We start from the raw sequence: 17,500 nt of genomic DNA on the forward strand, positions 1-17,500 counted from the left end.
TCAGCCTGCCTGTCAGGCGGCGGTGATCGCGACGCGCTTCGACGACGACCCGGCGTACCGGACCAGCACCGCCGTGTACGCCCACACGCCCAGCTCCACCGACTCCGGCCCGCTGCGCTCCTCGTAGCGGAACCGCATCATGTTCGACTCGAACAGCAGGGTGTCCGAGCCGCGGAGCACGAGGAAGTTGTCCGGGTAGGCGCCGATGGCGGTGCTCTCGGTGACCACGACGGCCAGGCCCTCGATCACCCCGGCGGCGCGGACGTCGCCGACGCCGGCCACGTTCACCGGCCCGGCCGACTCGGTGGGGATCAGCGGCCGGCCGGTGGTGTCGCGCAGCTTCTTGAACTTGCCCCACCGGTTGATCGACATGGCGAGCACGTCGGCGGGTGCCTTACGGGCGTTCCACACGGCCACGGCCGCGTCGATGACGGCGTCCTGCGCGGGCACCGCCGGTGGGACGCCGGTGAACGCGGCCTCGGTGGCGAACGTTGCGACGGCGGCACCGGACGCGGTGACCACCGCCGCGCCGACCTTCGCCTCCACCTGCCGGTTGTACTCGGCGAGCAGGTCGCCGTAGATCAGCAGGTCGATCGCCGGGCTGGACATGTCGAGCATCTGCCGGGCGATGACCTGCTTGCCCCGGGTCGGCTTCGGCACCACCGTGTCAACGTTGGATGCCCACTTGTCGGTCGACGGGGTCGCGTCGTTCTCGGCGGCCTGCTCGGCGGGGTTGGTCCCGTCGGCGCCGGTGGTCTGCTTCGGCAGGGTCAGCGGCCGGGGGTCGGCGCCGAGCGGGATGTTGCGGACCGCGTTCGCCAGCGCGCGGCCCTGCCGGGCCATCGCCGCGTACTCGTCGGTCAGCCACTTCGGCGGCACCACGCCGGCACCGGCACCGCCGGTGGTCAGGGCCCGGTTGTGCTCCACCAGCCGGCGGGCCGCGTCCTCGTCGTCCATGGCCCTGCTGCGGTACATGTCGGCGAAGAACGAGAACTCCCCGCCCTGGGTGTAGTGGCCGGGGTCCCGGTCGCGGGTGGTCGCACCGCCGGACGCGCGGGTCTGCTCGCCGGAGGTGGCGGCGGTGATCCGGCCGGCCATGTCGGCGACCTGCGCGTTGCGGGTCTCGATGTCGGTGAGGTCTTCGATCTGCTTGGCGAGGGTCTTGGCCTGCTCGCCCTGCTCCCGGACCGAGCGGAGTTCATCCTCGGTCAGGTCGCGGTTCTCGTCGGCGGCGCGGGTCTGCAACCCCTCGATGCCGGAGCGCAGGCCCTCGTACTGCTCACGCAGTCGCTTCAGGTACGGGTTCACGGTTCGGTCCTTCGGTCACGAGGAAACGGTTCCTGCGAGTGACCGGGGTGCCGCCCTACCGGGCCGGCCGGGTGTCCGCGTCAGGTGAGAGGCGGAGGTGCGGCCGGGTGTAGCCGGGGTGCCGGTGTCGTTCTGAACCCACTGTAGCGCATACCCCCACCGGGTACCGGTGAGGTTCAGGCGGCGGGTGGGAGCACCGGCAGGCCGGCGAGCACCTGCGCCGCGACGTCCAGCCGGCGGGCGGCCGTGCACGAGCAGGTCGGCTCGGCGGAACGCACACCGGCGGCGGTGGCCAGATCCCCGTACGCGCCGGCCATGACCACGGCCACCTCGAACAGGTCGGCGGTGACCCGCTCCAGGATGCCGCCGGACAGGCGCCGGTTCTGGCGCTCCCGGAACCCGATCGACAGGTCCCGTAGTGCCCCGTCGCGCACCAGCTCCAGCGTCTCGTCCCCCACGGGGGTACGGCTGACCCGCAGTTCCACGTACAGGCCGGCGGTGTCGTCACGCATCGCCTGCATCGCCCCGATGAGCGTGCCACCGAGGGTGACGTGCTCCCGGGCGACCCGCACCCGGTTCGCCGCCCGCAACTGGTGGTTGAACGCGCCCCGGGCGAACTGCTCGGTGAGGGTGTCGTCGATGCGCTGCGGAGCTTCCCACGGCACGGCGATGCCGAAGATGGTGCGGCCGTCCCCACCGGAACGGACCTCCAGGTCGGGGGTGAACGACCGGTGCAGAAGCGGGGACATCACTGCTCCTTCGGGGTGGCCAGGCCACGATGGGTGTCGTAGTGCGGGTCGCACAGGCCCCGCCGGGTCGGTTCGGTCTTGCAGTCGGGCACGGCGCATTCGGCCGGCCGGGTGGTGCTCTTCGTGGTCCTGGTCCTGGCGGTCACAGCGGCGGCTCCTCGCCCTCGGGGTTCGGGTCGGTGCTCGGCTCGTCGACGACCGGCGGCGGCGACGGCTTCTCGGGTTCGGGCAGCGGCGGCCGGTTCTCCAGGGCCCGCACCTCATCCTTGGTCAGGAAGCCCTTGTCCAGGCCAATCGCGTGCGCCTGGTAGCGGGTCAGGGTGTCCGCGCGCAGGATCGCGTCGAGGTTCGCCTTCACCGTCGTACCGCGCGGGAACACCAGCGACAGGGTCTGCTCGAAGCGGGCCAGGTGCCCACCCAGGGTGAACTTCAGCAGGTTCACCGCGTCCTGCTCGATGTTCGAGTACTGGCGTGCGCTGTTCATGCCGCCGAGCCACCCCACCGGCAGGCCGAAGATCAGCTCGAAGTCGGTCAGGCCGAACCGGCGGGCCTCCACCAGTTGCAGCTCTTCCGGGTTCCACGACAGCGGCACGAACGAGGTCGTCGAGTTCAGCACCGCGATGGTGCGCTCCCGCTGCGACTCCATCCACCGGGCCTTGAGCTTCCTCGCCTCCGCCTCGTCGAGTTCCACGTTGTCTGACTTCAGGACACCCGTCGGCACACCATGCCGGGACAGGGCCCGGGCCTGCCGGTTCTGCTCCTGGGCCAGGTTCAGGGTCGACAGGTGCACCTCGAGAACGCCCATGCCACGCAGGGCACCCGGCTCACACGGCCCCTTGATGTGGATCACGTCGTACGCGGCCAGGCGCATCGTGCCGACCGCGTACTCCAGCTCACCGATCGGGATCTGCGACGACATGCCCGGCCCGGTGATCCGCCGTACCCCCACCATCGACGCCGGCACCGGTACCACCGCGGTCGGCCAGCCCTGCGCGTTGCGGGCCGCGATCACCCCGAAGGCGTTGCCCTCCCACAGCAGGTCCAGCGCCCACGACGAGAACGTCGTCATCCGGGAGTCCGGCGGGTTCGGCTGCTCCAGCAGCGGCGGCGTCGGCTCCAGCAGCTCCAGCGGCTTTCCGCCGTACTGCCGGTAGGCGTGCCACGGCACCGACCCGAGCAGGTCGGAGATCAGCACAGCGGCACGCCACCCGCCCGGGATCGACATGCCACCCCGGTAGCCCGACGTCGACCAGTCCGGGGCGATGTTGTCGACCACGGTGAACGTCTGTGACTCACCGGTCACCGTGTCCGTCGCCGTGTACCGCGTCGACCGGGTCAGCAGCTTCCCCAGCCACGCCATCGGGTTCCTCACGGGCTCTCCATCTCAGAACACCGCCGAACGCGGCTTCGGCTTCTCCACGGGCAGGGTCAACGCCAGGTACACCGACCCGGCGGCGGCGTACACCGCGTTGCAGTGGCCGGCACCGCGACGACCGAACCGCCACCCGTCGCCCTGGTGGAGCTTCTGCGCCCCGGTCACATGGGCATCGAGCAGCGGGTCACCGGGGTGCACGATCCGACGCGACGCGACCAGCTCGGCGAACGATTGGCACGCCTCGCCCACCGCGCCGCCCTTGATCTCGACGGCGCCGAGACCACGCAGGATCGGGCCGAGCGCGGCGGCCGGCCCGGACGGGAACCAACCCACCGCGGCGGCCTTCACCCGCTCCAGCATCGGACCCAGCTCGAACCGGGCCGCGTCCGTTGACGGCCAGGCGGCCACGACCTCCACCCGTACCCGGCCGTCGGCGAGCACCGCAGCGGCGGTCAACGCGACGTGCCGGCCGTCCGGGGCGACGTCGACGACCGCGACGATCCGCTCCCGCACCGACTCCAGGTTGCCGACCGGGTCACGGCAGTCCTTCCACGCGGTCAGGTCGATCGCCGAGTCGAGGGCGTCGACGCGCTGGCACAGCACCTCCGTACGGAACACCGCCGGCGGATCCGTGCCGAGCGCAGAGCGGATCGCCTGCTCGCTGACCGTGTGCCCCAACCCCGGGTTGGCCTGCGCCCACGCCTGCGGGTCGTCCAGGTCGCACCCGTCCGGCCCGGACCACTCCAGCAGCCCGATCGACGGGTCCGCGCCGGCCAGCGCCGCCTCACGCAGGTGGTTGAGCACCACCGACTCACTGTCACCGGCGTTGCTGATGCACCAGATCTGCGCCGACGGCCGGGCGTTGGTCGTCTTACTCAGCGCCGACCAGGCATCCCAGGCGCGCTGCTGGCGGATCTCGTCGAAGTTGAGGTGATCCACCGACATGCCCCGACCGGCAGACCGGTTCGCCGCCGAGATCTTGTACCGGGCGCCGGAGATCAGCCGGAACCACTCGTCACCGTTGCGGGCACTGACCTTGTCCAGCTCGGCGGCCAGCTCCGGCACCTCACCGATCGTTTCCTGGCAGGCCGTCCACACCTCACGGGCCAGCGACACGTCCTGACCCACACCGAGGATCAACCGGACCCCGTCGACGTACAGCTTCCACAGGGAGATCACCCGGGACAGGTGGGTCTTGCCGTTCTGCCGGGCCACGAGGATCAGCACCACCCGGAACCGGTACGTGCCGTCCGGGTTCAACTCCAGGCCCCGGATGACCGCCTCTTCCTGCCACGGCAGCAGCGGCTCGCCGAGCACCTCACGGGCGAAGTCGATGACCTCATAGCCGCGCGACGTCCGGCGGGTCAACGGGCGCAGCGGCTCCGTCACCAGGCGCGGCTCACGCCGGCCGACGAGCCTCTCGGATCGCGGCGAGCTTCCCTCGGCCCGGGCCACTGGCACCCCCCTTCCGGGCGGCACGGGAACGCGGCGTCGCACCGAGCGCCTCCAGGGCGGCGAGCAGCTTCGGACCGAGCTTGTCGAGCACCTCGGCGGCGGCCTCCGGGTCGGCCTCGTCGATGGCGGCGGCGTACCGGCGGGCCAACTTCACCGCGGCGGCGTCAGCCGGAGTCAGGTCGGGCAACTTCGCCACGGTCTCCGCGACATCCGGAGAGATCAGCGCATCCGCAGAGCGAAGTCGACCCGACCCGGCCACCCCACCACCTCCCACCCCACCATCATACCCCCACCGGGTACCCGTACCCGCCCGCCAGTCGGCGGCACCAGCGGGGAGAAAAAGACAGGACGCGGGTGTTCCCCATGGAGGGGGTCGGCCGGAAAAAACGCGCTCACCAGCGGGTTCTTGGCTGCGGCGCGGGATCTGCGGTGGGCTGGCCGGTCTTCAGGTTGCAGTGGGCGCACGCGGCGAGCAGGTGCGCCGGGTCGTCGCCTGCGGCTTTGCCGAGGGTGTGGTGGACGTGCGTGGCCACGGTGGTGCAGCCGGGCAGTTCGATCCGGCACCGGTATCCGTCGCGGTGCAGTACCCGGGCGCGGAGTTTGCGCCACGCCCGAGTGCTGCCGCCCTGCCATGACCTGCTCACCGGCGGCGTAGGCCGAGCAGCACGGTGACGATGATGATGACGAGGGCGAGGTTGCCGCCGATCTCGATGGTCACTGGTCACGCTCCAGTTGGTCGGTTCGGTCGGTGTCGTTCTTCCTGGCCAGCTTGCCTGCGTGGCGCCGTTGCAGGCCGTGGGCCCGTGCGGCGTCGAACTGTGCGCGTGCGTCCCGGCGTGCCTTCCGTCGGCGTACCGACTCGGCAACGGCGGCCTGGAGGCGTTCCTCCCAATGGGCGCGTTCCTGCTCGGTCACCACTCCTCCGGGGGTGGCTCGGTGACGTTCGACCAGAAGTCGTCGGGGGTGCCACTTTGGCCGCTGTCCCCTGCCACTACTGCCACTTTCGCCACTTTGCCACTCTCCAAAGTGGCAGTGGTGGCATCTCTACCTCTATCTCTATCTATATGAGTGTGTGTGTGAGCAGGGAAGGTGGCAGAAGTGGCAGAAGTGGCAGCGTCTCTATGGGTCCTGGCCGAAGTGGCGGAAGTGGCAGTGGCACCGACGGAAGTGGCAGGAACGTTCCTGGCCGGCTGCGAGGCCGGTACGCGGTGCCCGGCGGTGCGGGCGTAGTTGAAGGTGATCGCGTAGTGACCCCGGGTCGGTTGGTAGAGCACGTCCCGCTCGACCAGGCGGCGAAGCTCCTTCTTCACGGTGCCATCAGCGAAGTCGGGTAGGGCCGCGACCACCTCACTGGTGGTCGACGGGTGCCGCTGCGCGCTGACCATGTTCACGATGGCCTGCCCGGTGTCGCCGAGCGTCTTCTTCTTCCCCGCCTTGACGCCGTTGAGGGCCTGCTCGGCGGTGCGTTCGCTTTCGCCGGTCCAGTGGAGCCGGCCGACGTGGGCGTCACCGTCTTCGGTCTCGACGATGGTGTCCCGGATGACGTACGTCAGGTTCGGGTGGTTGGACCGGCCCAGGTTGTTCTTGGCCTGGCTGAGGATGATGGTCTTCTCGCTGGCCGGGCCCTGGTCGTCGTCTTCGTCGTCGGAGTCGTCGACGGCCACGGCGAGCGCGGCCCGGGCGACCTCCGCGAAGGCCCGGGATCCGGCGATCTTCGTCAGGACGTCGGTGCCCTGGCCCTTGTTGAAGTGGCAGAGCATCACCACGGACAGGCCGAACCGCTCGGCTTGCCGGCGGAGAGCCTCCAGGGCGGGCCGGACCTCGGGAGTCCGGTACGTGTCGATCTTGTCGTCGAGGAACGACAGTCCCGGGTCGAGCATCAGCACGGCCGCGTCGACTTCGGCGCCGGCCGCCATGACCTCGGCCGTGTCGAGCGGCAGCGTCATCCGGGCGTTGCCGTGCTCGGCGTCGTGCACGTCGACCCGGAACACCATGTCCAGGTTGGCGCCGGCCGCGATGAGCCGGGGCGCGACGGTGTACTCCCACGAGTCTTCGGCGGCGGCGTAGAGCACGGCCCGGGGCTGGCCGTAGAACTCGCCGGGTAGTTCCCCTCGGGTGATGGCCCGGACCAGCCAGGCGAGGAAGGTGGACTTCCCGGCGCCTTCCCGGCCGGCAACGAGGGTGATCTCACCGACGGGTACCCGGTCGGCCCACAGCCACCGGACCCGCTTGGGTTTGATCCGGGATGCGGCGAACAGCCGTACGGAGCGCGGCCGGGCCGGTTCCGGTCGGGCGGTTTCCGGCCGGGCCGGTGGCCGGCTACCCCTGCCCTGGCGGGCGTCGAGGTAGCCGGCCGGGGAGCAGAACGGGCACGCCTCGCCCCGGCACGGGTCCGAGGGTGTGCATCCGCTCGTGCTGGCCTGCCGGTTCCGCTGGGCTGCTTCAGCGCGGTGACCGGCGTCGGCGAGCTGCTCGCTGGCCGCGTGGATCGCGTCCAGGTCGCGGTGGTGGGCGGTGCTGGTCAACCCTTCACCTCGGGTTCCCACTGGACGGGGCCACCGTCGTATCGGTAGCCGGCCGGTCGGCCCAGCTCGGCGTTGACCTGTCCGGCGGCGGCGGTCATCTCCGCCATCCGTTCGGCGTACCGCTGCTCGGCGGTGGGCCGCTGGATCGGGTGCCGGGCCCACCCGGCGTGCAGTTCGGCGAGGTCGCCGACGTACCGGGCGGTGCGCCCGGAGTCGTAGGCGAGGTGCATGAGGTAGGCGACCTGCTCGCGGGTGTACGTCTGCTGGTCGCTGCGCATGGCGTCGGTGGCGGCGAGGATGCCGCCTGCGGTGGGGGCGGTCATGGGGTCCGCCGGGGCGCGTACCGGGCGAGCAGCTCGGCGAGCGGTTCCGGGTCGACGTCGATCCGGTGTTCCGGGCACCGTGCACCCGGCAGGCACCCGCCGTACCGCCGGCACCCGGTCGCCTGGACGCGCCAGGCCGGTCGGATGCGGACGGTCACGCGATCTCTCCTGCGGCCTGCTCCCACGCCCACTCAGGCAGGCTGTTGACGGTCCCGTAGACCACCGAGTCGGTCTTCACCGGCTCGACGCCGGCCGCCCTGGCGATAGATGCAGCCCGCTTGCCCAGCCGCAGCAGGTAGGAGTGGTCGGTCGGCAACCCCTGACGCTTGGCGAAGGCCAGCGCGATCCACCAGCCGGTACGGTTCTCGATCGCGTCGACCCGGGCGGTGACGTCGGCGAGCCCCGACGACACGGCGCGAATACGGCGCTCCTGGTCGACGAGCTGCTGAGCCTGACGGAGCAGCATCTCGGCGGGGGTGAGCTGCTCCAGGGCGTACGTGCCGGTCTTGCGGATCTGAGGCAGCACATCGTGGGTGATCCAACGCCGGAACGCCTTCGCGCCTGGCGCCTGACTGGCGAGAGCGAGGGTGTAAAAGCCGGGTTCGGTCACGAACCACATCATCGGGTTGATCGATGTCCGGTTTAGGTTAGGGCTGTCCGTTTCCCGCAGGTCGATGAGGGTGCGGTCTTCCTCCTCGACGAGGTTCAACGCCACCGACGGGTTGCTGTGCTCAAGGCCCCGGCACACGTCCGGAACGCTGAAGAGGGGCTCTCCATCGCGCACCAGGATGCGGATCTGCGTGGTGCCGTACTCGAACACCTGAGCGAGGGCGGTCATGCCTCACCGCCAGCGGGCTGCTCGGCCTTGCGGGCGGTGGCCTTGGCACGTCGCGCCTGGGCGGACTTCAGCGCGAGGCGGGCGTAGTAGGCAGACTTGGCGTGCGCGGCCCGGGTGGCGCGGTCGGCCGGGTCGAGGGTGCCGTCCGGGTCGACTTCCCTCTCGAACCGGTCGAGGAACGCCTTACGTGCGGCAGCGGTGGCGGTGGTCCGGTCGTCGCACTTGGCCCACTTCAGGTGGGCGGCAAGCTTGGCGATCTGGGCAGCGTCGGAGGGGTGGCTCGATGCCATGGTCGGGTCAACCTTTCAGGTTGGCCCGACCCGAGTTACCGGACGGTCACACGTTACGCTGCGTATAACTAAATGCCGGCAGATGCCAGCAGTTGCCTACAGTTGCCCACAGTCGCCACTGGCGACGTTGACGGCACAGCGCTAGCGTGTGCGTTGACGCACTGGTGCTGCAACACCTCGCGTCATCCCGTCCGAGCTGCAACTCGGGTCGGGTAGAACTACATCCATGTGGTTACGGTGTCCCGCTGACGTGACGTTAGCGGGACACCGCGCGTTCGTCTAGCCGAAGTCACAGGGCTACAGCGCTGTTCCGGACATGCATGACCCCCATGGTCATCCGAATGACGGAATACGACTGCATAGGAGTGCATCCCTCGCCATGTGCTCAACGGGGATTGACGGGGACTGACGGGGACTGACAGGGGTTGACGCAGGTCAGCGCACATGCCTGGCAGAAACGATCACCCGGACACAGATGTCCGCATGTGATTTAAGCCACAGTCGGGCATTACTGCCCGTGTCTACCGGCACAAACGCCCGAGGGCCTGAGGCGCAACGCGGGCCTAGAACACTCGTTCGATTGATCACAGCCGGTCTCCGAGCCCCATCCGGCGGTGCGAGGCACGCGCCCGTTCTACGGCCGTCGACCGGGCGTACACCGACAGCATCGCGTCGGAGCGCCACCCGGCAAGCTGCATGAGGTCCCGCTCCTGCCCACCCTCCGATAACCAACGGTGAGCGAAGGTGTGCCGGAAGGCGTGCGGGTGCAGGTCGGTGATGCCGGTCTGCTCGCTGAGTACCTCCAGGCGCCAGCGCACCCCGTCTGCGGACATCGGTCCCCGCTCGCCGAGCAACAGTCGGTCGGACCGCTTGGCGTACGGGTGCGCCGACCGGATCCTCAGGTATCGGTCGATGGCCTGCCCGGTGCGGGCACCGAACGGCACCACCCGGGGGCGGTTGCCCTTGCCCACGACGTACACCAACTCCTGGTCCAGGTCGACGCCGTCGGCGAGGGTGAGCCCGACCAGTTCCGACACCCGCAACCCGCAGTCGGCGAGCAGCCGGACCATGACCTCGTCACGGCGGCCGTCGAAGATGCGCCGGTCGAACGTCCCGGCCCGGCCCCGGGGCACCGTGCACGCCTTGATCAGTCGGCCCAGCTCGTCATCGTTGAGGACGCGGACCGGCTTCTCGGTCTTGGCCGGCATCTCGACGCCCTCGGTGGGCGCCTTGTCGAGCTCCCCCTCGGTGACGAGCCACCGGCAGAACCGGCGCATCCCGCGTAGCCGGGTGCGCACCGTCTCGATGTCGACCCGCTCGGCGAGGTCGGCGAGCCAGGCGGAGATGGAGTGCCGGTTGAGCTGGTCCAGGGTGGCCGGCCGGCCCTGCGCGGTCAGCCAGTCGCAGAAGAACCGGATCGACTGTCCGTAGAGGATCTGGGTCCGCTCGGCTTTGCCGGCGGCGCGCAGGTGACGGCGGAAGGACGCTGCCAGGTCAGAGATTTCAGGCGACGACATGCCAGTAGATTATCGGGCGAGTCGGCGTTATGCTACCCCTGTCCACGCTCGACAGACGGCCGTTTTAGCTGGTAGACCGCTTCGCGCGAGAGGGTTGGACTCTCCTCGGTTCGCCGGGCATCTTCGGGTGGTCGGGTGGGTACGGCAGGTCACCCTGGCCACCGGCGTCGTCCCGGTCGGCCCACTCCAGCAGTGGGGTGATGTCCCACGGGGTGTCGTCGATGCCGGCGTGCGGGTCACCCCGTTCGGCGAGACGGGCCGGCACGCTGCCCAGGTGGAAGTCGTCCGGGTCGACGTCGGGCAGCTCGTCCCAGGTGACCGGGGTGGAGACGGTGGCCCGGGCGTTGGCGCGCAGTGAGTACGCGCAGGCGATGGTCCGGTCGCGGGCCATCTGGTTGTAGTCGATGAAGACGTGCGCGCCCCGCTGCTCCTTCCACCAGGCGGTGGTCACCAGGTCGGGGCGGCGCCGCTCGACCTCCCGGGCGAACGCGATGGTGGCCCGACGCACCTCGGTGAACGTCCACCGGGGCTGGATCCGCAGGTAGACGTGCACGCCACGACCGCCGGAGGTCTTCGGCCAGCCGGTGGCGCCCAGCTCGGCCAGGAGCGCGCGGACCTCGCCGGCCGCCTCGACCGCGTCGGCGAAGTCGGTGCCGGGCTGCGGGTCGAGGTCGATGCGCAGCTCGTCGGGGCGGTCGACGTCGGCGACCCGGACCGGCCAGGGGTGGAAGACGATGGTGCCCATCTGGGCCGCCCACGCGACGTGCGCCAGGTCGGCCGGGCACAGCTCGTCGGCCGACCGGCCGCTGGGAAACCTGATCTCCGCGGTCCGCAGCCAGGGCGGTACGCCCCGGGCCGGCACCCGCTTCTGGAAGAACATCTCCCCCTCGACGCCCTCGGGGAAGCGCTGGAGGGTGGTGGGCCGGTCCCGTAACGACCGCATGATCGCGTCGCCGACGGCGAGGTAGTAGTGGAACACGTCGGACTTGGTGTAGCCCGGACCCGGAAAGATCACCCGGTCCGGGCTGGTCAGCCGTACCGTCCGCCCGGCCACCTCAACCTCGGTGGCGGCGGACCTCGTGGTGCCACCCATCTGGCGACCATATGCCACGGGTACGACAGGCGACGTACCGTTGTCGGGTGAGTCTTGACAAGAGTGAACTGCCGAAGACCGAGGACGAGTGGCGGGTCCGGCTCTCCCCGGAGGAGTTCCGGGTGCTGCGTGAGGCCGGCACCGAGCGTCCCTGGACGGGCGAGTACGTCGACACCAAGATGCCGGGAATGTACCGCTGCCGGGCCTGTGGGGCGGAACTGTTCGCCAGTGACACCAAGTTCGACTCGCACTGCGGCTGGCCGAGTTTCGACGAGGCGCTGCCCGGCGCGATCCGCTATGTCGAGGACCGCTCGCACGGCATGGTGCGGACCGAGGTGCGCTGCGCCAACTGCGACTCCCACCTGGGGCACCGGTTCGACGGTGAGGGGTACACCCCCAAGGACGCCCGCTACTGCATCAACTCGGTCTCGCTGCGCCTGGACCCACGCGAGGGCTGACCGACCCGAGGGGGCTGACCCGCGCACCCCTTCGCGCTGTCGATCATGGACTTGTGGTGCCCCGCAAACCGGGCAAATAGTGGCACTACGCCCACCACAAGTCCATGGTCAACGTTAGCGGCGGGAACCGATTCGCCGGTTTTGCCGTGCAGTGACCCGGTGATGCCGCAGGCTGGTGTCATCTGTCCTGATTCGGGGGGTTTCATCATGGCCACGTGCGAGGTCTGCGGCAACGACTACTGGATGGCGTTCGAGATCAACACGGTCAGCGGCGACCGGCACACCTTCGACTCCTTCGAGTGTGCGATCCAGAAGCTGGCCCCGATCTGCGAGCACTGCCAGTGCAAGATCGTCGGGCACGGGGTCGAGGTCTCCGGGCGCTTCTTCTGCTGCGCCCACTGCGCCCGCACTACCGAGGGTGAGCAGGGCGCCCAGATCCGGGACGCGGTCGGCTCCCGCCCCGCCTGACGCGCCGCAACCGAGCTCACGGCAGAGGCGGCCGGCGGCACCGTGTCGATCGGGTGACGAACCCGTCCACCGACATGGTCGTACCGACGATCACCTCGCCATGGCTCCCCCGCCTCCGCGCAGGCCAGCGCCGGTCCGGCGCCCCACGTTGACGACCGGGTACGACGGGCCGGCCGTAACGAAGCGGTAAGGGTGTCCGGGACCGGCCAGGCACTAGCATCCGGTCATGCCAGATCGACTGCTGCCGCTCGCCCGACGACTCGCCCCCGGCGTACTCGCCGTCACCCTCCTGCTCACCGCCTGCGGGGACGCCGCCGACCGGGCCTCCGGGCGCGGCACCGGGACCGGCAACGAGCGGGCCGGCGGCGCGGTGACCGGCGGTGGCGAGGTGACCGCCCGCCCGGACACCGGGAGCGGACCGGTGACCGGTACTGCGGCACCGGCCGGCAGCGGCACACCGCAGCCGGTACCCCACACCCTGCGGTTCACCGGCCGGACGGTCGACGGGAAGCAGTTCGACGCGGCCACGCTCGCCGGCCGGCCGGCGGTGCTGTGGTTCTGGGCCGCCTGGTACACCCGCTGCCGGGCCGCTGCGTCCAACGTCGCCGAGGTGCAGCGCGCCAACGCCGACCGGGTGAACCTGATCGGGGTCTCCGGGCTGAACAGCGGCGATGCGGCGATGCGCCGCTTCGTGGCGGACAACGGCATCGGCGGGTTCCCCAGCCTGGCCGACGACGCCGGTGCGGTGTGGCGCCGCTTCGAGGTGACCAGCCAGGAGTGGTACGTCCTCCTCGACTCCGCCGGTACGGTCGTGCACTCCGGGCCACTCTCCGCCGCCGAGCTGCGCCGACGCGTCACCGCACTGAGCTGAGGGGGGATCCGGCGTGCCCGACGCACCGTACGCCCTCGCGCTCGGCGCGGGCCTGCTCGCCGCGGTCAACCCGTGCGGCTTCGCCCTGCTGCCGGCGTACCTGTCGGTGCTCGTCCTGGGCGAGCAGCCGGAGCCGGGGCGACGGTCGTTCACCCCGGTACTGCGGGCGCTGGCCCTGACCGGCGCGATGACCCTCGGCTTCGTCGCGGTGTTCGGCACGTTCGGGCTGCTGGCCGCACCGGTCGCCGACGCGGTCGCCAGCCGGCTGCCCTGGGTGTCGGTCCTGATCGGACTCACCCTGCTGGCGGCCGGTGGTTGGCTGCTCGCCGGCCGGCAGCTACCCACGTTCGCCCCGAGGATCGCCACCGGCCCGCAGGTCCGGCTGCGCTTCGCGTCGATGGTGGCGTTCGGCGCGGCGTACGCGATCGCCTCGCTGGGCTGCACGATCGGTCCGTTCCTGGCGGTGGTGGTGGCCGGCTTCCAGGCCGGGTCGCCCGGTGCCGGGGTGGGACTGTTCGGGGCGTACGCCCTCGGTATGGGGCTGGTGGTCGGTGCGGCCGCACTGGCCGTGGCGCTGGCCCGCGAGACCCTGGTCCGCCGGGCCCGGCAGGCCGGTCCGCTGCTCAGCCGGGTGGCCGGGGCGCTGCTCGTGCTGACCGGCGGCTACGTCGCCTGGTACGGCTGGTACGAGGTACGGGTCTTCGCCGGTGGCGACCCGGACGACCCGGTCATCGGGGCCGCCGGGCGGGTGCAGAGCACGCTCAGCGGGTGGCTGGCCGACCTCGGTCCGTGGGGGGTCACGGCGGTGCTCGGCGCGCTGCTCGCGGTCGCCGCCGCCGTGACCGGGGTACGCCGTGCCGCTGCCCGCCGCCGGAGCACCGGAACCACCAGGGTGGCCGAGGTGGCCGAGGTGGCCGGCGCGGCCGAGGTGGCCGGCGCGGCCGAGGTGGCCGGCGCGGCCGAGGTGGCCGGCGCGGCCGAGGTAGCCGAGGTGGCCGGGGAACGACGGCAGGTCGACCCGGCCTAGGATCGGCTGATGCCTTCCCCGCTCATCGAACTCCGCGTCGCCGCCTTCTCCGACCTGGCCGTGCGCACCCTGCACGACCTGCTCAGACTGCGCATCGACGTGTTCGTGGTGGAGCAGGAGTGCGCGTACCCGGAGCTGGACGGCCGGGACGTCGAGCCGGACACCCGCCACCTCTGGCTGGAGCACGACGGCCTGCCGGTGGCCTACCTGCGGATCCTGACCGACCCGGACGGGGTGGCCCGGATCGGCCGGGTGGTGGTGGCCCCGGCGGCGCGCGGTGCCGGGCACGCGGGCCGGCTGCTGGCCGAGGCACTCGCCCTGGTCGGCCACCGCCGCTGCGTGCTCAACGCGCAGTCGCACCTGGTCGACTTCTACGCCCGGTACGGCTTCGTCGTCGACGGCGAGGAATACCTGGAGGATGGCATCCCGCACCGCCCGATGCGCCGCGAACCCGTCACCGGCTGACGGATCGGATCAGTCCTCCCTGAGCCACCGGAATGTGGACAGTTATTGACTAACGACTATGCCAGATGGGATTCTGCGGGTACAGAGCCGCGCGGGAGCCACGCAGTCGGCACGGGAGCGGGCAACTCCCGGCAGACCGGGCAACGTCGTCGTCAGACCTCTCCCTGGAGGGCTCGATGTCCCTTTCCCCCCGCCTCCGCCGAGTCCCGATCATGGCGGGTCTCCTCACCGCCGCGATGCTCCTGTTCGGTACCGTCCTGACCCAACCGGCCTCCGCCCACGGTTCGGTGGTCGATCCGGCCTCCCGCAACTACGGCTGCTGGGACCGCTGGGGTGACGACTTCCAGAACCCGGCGATGGCCACCGAGGATCCGATGTGCTGGCAGGCCTGGCAGGCCAACCCGAACGCCATGTGGAACTGGAACGGCCTGTTCCGCGAGAACGTGGGCGGCAACCATGAGGCCGCCATCCCGAACGGCCAACTGTGCAGCGGCGGCCGGACCGAGGGTGGCCGGTACAACGCCCTCGACACGGTCGGCGCATGGAAGACCGCCAATGTGGGCAACAACTTCCGCATCCGGCTCTACGACCAGGCCAGCCACGGCGCGGACTACATCCGGGTGTACGTGACGAAGCAGGGCTTCAACGCGCTGACCGAGCCGCTGGGCTGGGACGACCTGGAGTTGGCCGGCAGCATCGGCAACACCCCGGCCTCGGGGTGGAACCCGGACCCGGCCGGCGGGGTCTCGATCGACGTACCGGCCAACGCGCCGGGGCGTACCGGCCGGCACATCGTCTACACCATCTGGCAGGCCAGCCACCTGGACCAGTCGTACTACCTGTGCAGCGACGTGAACTTCGGCGGGACCGTGCCGTCGCCCACCCCGACCGCGACCCCGACCAGCACGCCGTCGCCCACGCCGACCAGCAGCCCGTCGCCGACGTTCTCGCCGACCCCGCCCCCGACCACCGGACCGCCGGCCACCTGCACGGCCAGCTACCGGGTGACCGGGCAGTGGAGCGGCGGTTTCCAGGGTGAGGTCGAGGTCGTCGCCGGCAGCGCCCCGATCCGGGGTTGGGCGGTGAGCTGGACCTTCCCCAACGGCCAGCAGATCAGTTCGAGCTGGAGCGCCACGGTCACCTCCAGCGGGGCGACCGTGACCGCCCGCAACGTCGGCTACAACGGCACCGTTGCCGCCGGCACGAGCACCACCTTTGGTTTCCTCGCCTCATGGAACGGCACCAACACCGCACCGGCGACACTCACCTGCACCGCCACCGCCTGAGGCACCGGATGAGGCACCGGATGGGGCACCGGACGACGGAGCACCGGTCGACGACGTGGCGGGACCGCCACCGGCAGCCTGACCGACGCGCCGGCAGCACCACCCGATAGCCCCGGTCGGGGCCGCACCTACCCCTCCAGGTGCGGCCCCGACCGGCTACCGCGCCCGGAGCCAGGCTGAGGATCCGGGACTACCAGGCCAGGCTGAGCATCCAGGACTACCGGGCCAGGCTGAGGATCCGGGACTACCAGGCCAGGCTGAGGATCCGGGATTACCGGGCCTGGCGGAGGGCGGTGACGAAGACGGCCCAGTGCGGCCGGTCGAAGACGAGCGCGGGACCGGCCGGGTCTTTGCTGTCCCGCACCGCGACCAGGCCGGGCAGGTTGCCGGCCACCTCCACACAACTACCGTCGGCGCCGCTGTGGCTGCTCTTGTGCCAGGTCACGCCGGTCAGGTCGATCATCGGGCCTCCCCTGCGAACGATGCGATCACCTGCCGGGATTGTGTCTCGTCCAGCGTTACCGCCACCAGCCCGGCCCAGATTTCCTGGTAGCAGGCGACCTCCACCGGGCGGTCCAGATAGAGCGCACCGGTCGGCCCCTCCTGGTAGACCACGGTCGGCTCGCCGCTCTCCCGTTTGGGCTGGCTGAATTCGAGGATGCTGAAGGTGCCGGCCAGCGACGCCGGGTGCGGACCGGCCCAGAGCGGCAGCACCCGCAGGCTGACGTTCGGCTGCTCGCCCACCGCCAGCAGGTGCCGGAGCTGGGCCACCATCGCCGGGTGGTCGGCCAGCGGGCGGCGCAGCACCGCCTCATTGAGCACGAACTCCACCCGGGGTGCGGTCGGCCCGCGCCGGTTGAGCAGCCGTTGCCGTCGCAGGCGCAGCTCGATCCGGCGGTCCCGCTGCTCCCCGGTCAGCTCCGGCCGGCCGGTCCGGATCACCTCGGCCATGTAGTCCGGCGTCTGCAACAGCCCGTGAATCAGCTCCGTGTCATAGTGCCGGAGCGTGGTGGCCTCGGCTTCCATCATCACGTACGGCTCGAACCAGTCCGGCATGATGTCGTCGTACGCCTGCCACCAGCCCTTGACCCGGGTCTGCCGGGCCAGGTCGATCAGCCTGCCGACCAGCTCGGTCGGCGCCTGGTAGACCTCGCAGAGCAGTTGCACGTCGGCGGGGCGTACCGGACCGACGCCCTGCTCGATCCGCCAGATCTTCTGCCGGGAGCCGTCCAGCACCTCGCTGACCGTCTTGATCGACAGGTTGCCCTCGTCGCGGAGCTGTTGCAGGTAGCGGCCGAGTTGCCGGCGGGGCATGGTCGAGGCCGACTGTTCCATCGCGCGATCCTCCATGTTGCACGCTGGCCCACCGATCCGTTCCACGAGGCGACGCCGGACCGGATTCCGGGCCATGAACAGCCGTTGTCACGTTCGGTGAGCGGGTCATCGCGCGCA

Annotated in this window: 23 protein-coding genes; 6 read left to right on the top strand and 17 right to left on the bottom strand. The window is 70.7% G+C overall.

Annotation, left to right across the window (positions count from 1 at the left end):
* Positions 1 to 12 precede the first annotated feature (12 nt).
* The 15 genes from V6U90_RS08065 to ligD all read right to left on the bottom strand — a co-directional run bounded on the left by V6U90_RS08065 (position 13) and on the right by ligD (position 11,473).
* Positions 13 to 1,308 (bottom strand): phage major capsid protein, encoded by a 1,296-nt coding sequence (locus V6U90_RS08065; protein ID WP_334432763.1) that lies wholly within the window; start codon positions 1,306 to 1,308, stop codon positions 13 to 15.
* 176 nt (positions 1,309 to 1,484) lie between these two features.
* Positions 1,485 to 2,057 (bottom strand): HK97 family phage prohead protease, encoded by a 573-nt coding sequence (locus V6U90_RS08070; RefSeq protein WP_334432765.1) that lies wholly within the window; start codon positions 2,055 to 2,057, stop codon positions 1,485 to 1,487.
* Positions 2,057 to 2,203, bottom strand: coding sequence for a hypothetical protein (locus V6U90_RS08075; RefSeq protein ID WP_334432768.1), 147 nt, complete (start codon positions 2,201 to 2,203; stop codon positions 2,057 to 2,059). Before V6U90_RS08075 ends, V6U90_RS08070 begins: the two co-directional genes overlap by 1 nt.
* Positions 2,200 to 3,429 (bottom strand): phage portal protein, encoded by a 1,230-nt coding sequence (locus V6U90_RS08080; RefSeq protein ID WP_334432769.1) that lies wholly within the window; start codon positions 3,427 to 3,429, stop codon positions 2,200 to 2,202. Before V6U90_RS08080 ends, V6U90_RS08075 begins: the two co-directional genes overlap by 4 nt.
* A gap of 12 nt (positions 3,430 to 3,441) precedes the next feature.
* Complete coding sequence (locus V6U90_RS08085) at positions 3,442 to 4,821, bottom strand: terminase (protein WP_334432771.1); 1,380 nt, start codon at positions 4,819 to 4,821, stop codon at positions 3,442 to 3,444.
* Between the two features lie 10 nt (positions 4,822 to 4,831).
* The gene (locus V6U90_RS08090; RefSeq protein ID WP_334432773.1) at positions 4,832 to 5,161 is read right to left on the bottom strand and encodes a terminase small subunit; all 330 of its coding nucleotides are present in this window, start codon (positions 5,159 to 5,161) and stop codon (positions 4,832 to 4,834) included.
* Between the two features lie 118 nt (positions 5,162 to 5,279).
* On the bottom strand, positions 5,280 to 5,531 hold the full coding sequence (locus V6U90_RS08095) for an HNH endonuclease (RefSeq protein ID WP_334432775.1): 252 nt from the start codon (positions 5,529 to 5,531) through the stop codon (positions 5,280 to 5,282).
* Between the two features lie 70 nt (positions 5,532 to 5,601).
* Positions 5,602 to 5,802, bottom strand: a complete 201-nt coding sequence (locus V6U90_RS08100) for a hypothetical protein (protein WP_334432777.1) — start codon at positions 5,800 to 5,802, stop codon at positions 5,602 to 5,604.
* On the bottom strand, positions 5,799 to 7,412 hold the full coding sequence (locus V6U90_RS08105; RefSeq protein ID WP_334432779.1) for an ATP-binding protein: 1,614 nt from the start codon (positions 7,410 to 7,412) through the stop codon (positions 5,799 to 5,801). The genes V6U90_RS08100 and V6U90_RS08105 overlap by 4 nt, the downstream gene beginning before the upstream one ends.
* Positions 7,409 to 7,735, bottom strand: coding sequence for a hypothetical protein (locus V6U90_RS08110; RefSeq protein ID WP_334432781.1), 327 nt, complete (start codon positions 7,733 to 7,735; stop codon positions 7,409 to 7,411). Before V6U90_RS08110 ends, V6U90_RS08105 begins: the two co-directional genes overlap by 4 nt.
* Complete coding sequence (locus tag V6U90_RS08115; protein WP_334432783.1) at positions 7,732 to 7,893, bottom strand: hypothetical protein; 162 nt, start codon at positions 7,891 to 7,893, stop codon at positions 7,732 to 7,734. Before V6U90_RS08115 ends, V6U90_RS08110 begins: the two co-directional genes overlap by 4 nt.
* Positions 7,890 to 8,573: a BRO-N domain-containing protein gene (locus V6U90_RS08120; protein ID WP_334432786.1), complete on the bottom strand. Its 684-nt coding sequence runs from the start codon at positions 8,571 to 8,573 to the stop codon at positions 7,890 to 7,892. The genes V6U90_RS08115 and V6U90_RS08120 overlap by 4 nt, the downstream gene beginning before the upstream one ends.
* Positions 8,570 to 8,863, bottom strand: coding sequence for a hypothetical protein (locus tag V6U90_RS08125; protein ID WP_334432788.1), 294 nt, complete (start codon positions 8,861 to 8,863; stop codon positions 8,570 to 8,572). Before V6U90_RS08125 ends, V6U90_RS08120 begins: the two co-directional genes overlap by 4 nt.
* 584 nt (positions 8,864 to 9,447) lie before the next feature.
* Positions 9,448 to 10,380 carry a tyrosine-type recombinase/integrase gene (locus V6U90_RS08130; RefSeq protein ID WP_334432790.1) on the bottom strand — a complete coding sequence of 311 codons (933 nt, stop codon included), beginning with the start codon at positions 10,378 to 10,380 and terminating at the stop codon, positions 9,448 to 9,450.
* Positions 10,381 to 10,444: 64 nt separating this feature from the next.
* The gene (gene ligD, locus V6U90_RS08135) at positions 10,445 to 11,473 is read right to left on the bottom strand and encodes a non-homologous end-joining DNA ligase (protein ID WP_334432792.1); all 1,029 of its coding nucleotides are present in this window, start codon (positions 11,471 to 11,473) and stop codon (positions 10,445 to 10,447) included.
* A 47-nt stretch (positions 11,474 to 11,520) separates the two neighbouring features.
* Here ligD and msrB point away from each other — a divergent pair, with 47 nt between their 5' ends.
* The 6 genes from msrB to V6U90_RS08165 all read left to right on the top strand — a co-directional run bounded on the left by msrB (position 11,521) and on the right by V6U90_RS08165 (position 16,048).
* Complete coding sequence (gene msrB, locus V6U90_RS08140; RefSeq protein WP_334432794.1) at positions 11,521 to 11,931, top strand: peptide-methionine (R)-S-oxide reductase MsrB; 411 nt, start codon at positions 11,521 to 11,523, stop codon at positions 11,929 to 11,931.
* Between the two features lie 207 nt (positions 11,932 to 12,138).
* Positions 12,139 to 12,399, top strand: coding sequence for a Prokaryotic metallothionein (locus V6U90_RS08145; protein WP_334432796.1), 261 nt, complete (start codon positions 12,139 to 12,141; stop codon positions 12,397 to 12,399).
* 226 nt (positions 12,400 to 12,625) lie between these two features.
* Positions 12,626 to 13,270: a TlpA family protein disulfide reductase gene (locus V6U90_RS08150; protein ID WP_334432798.1), complete on the top strand. Its 645-nt coding sequence runs from the start codon at positions 12,626 to 12,628 to the stop codon at positions 13,268 to 13,270.
* 13 nt (positions 13,271 to 13,283) lie between these two features.
* Complete coding sequence (locus V6U90_RS08155) at positions 13,284 to 14,297, top strand: cytochrome c biogenesis CcdA family protein (protein WP_334432801.1); 1,014 nt, start codon at positions 13,284 to 13,286, stop codon at positions 14,295 to 14,297.
* A gap of 9 nt (positions 14,298 to 14,306) precedes the next feature.
* Entirely contained in the window at positions 14,307 to 14,762 is a 456-nt protein-coding gene (locus V6U90_RS08160) for a GNAT family N-acetyltransferase (RefSeq protein WP_334432803.1), read from the top strand.
* 212 nt (positions 14,763 to 14,974) lie between these two features.
* The gene (locus V6U90_RS08165) at positions 14,975 to 16,048 is read left to right on the top strand and encodes a lytic polysaccharide monooxygenase auxiliary activity family 9 protein (protein WP_334432805.1); all 1,074 of its coding nucleotides are present in this window, start codon (positions 14,975 to 14,977) and stop codon (positions 16,046 to 16,048) included.
* A gap of 271 nt (positions 16,049 to 16,319) precedes the next feature.
* Here V6U90_RS08165 and V6U90_RS08170 read toward each other — a convergent pair whose 3' ends face one another.
* Positions 16,320 to 16,511 (bottom strand): DUF397 domain-containing protein, encoded by a 192-nt coding sequence (locus V6U90_RS08170; protein WP_334432807.1) that lies wholly within the window; start codon positions 16,509 to 16,511, stop codon positions 16,320 to 16,322.
* Positions 16,508 to 17,383 carry a helix-turn-helix domain-containing protein gene (locus V6U90_RS08175; RefSeq protein WP_334432809.1) on the bottom strand — a complete coding sequence of 292 codons (876 nt, stop codon included), beginning with the start codon at positions 17,381 to 17,383 and terminating at the stop codon, positions 16,508 to 16,510. Before V6U90_RS08175 ends, V6U90_RS08170 begins: the two co-directional genes overlap by 4 nt.
* Positions 17,384 to 17,500 lie beyond the last annotated feature (117 nt).

The sequence above is a fragment of the Micromonospora sp. CPCC 206060 genome (assembly GCF_036906895.1).
In the GTDB taxonomy this organism is placed as follows: domain Bacteria; phylum Actinomycetota; class Actinomycetes; order Mycobacteriales; family Micromonosporaceae; genus Micromonospora.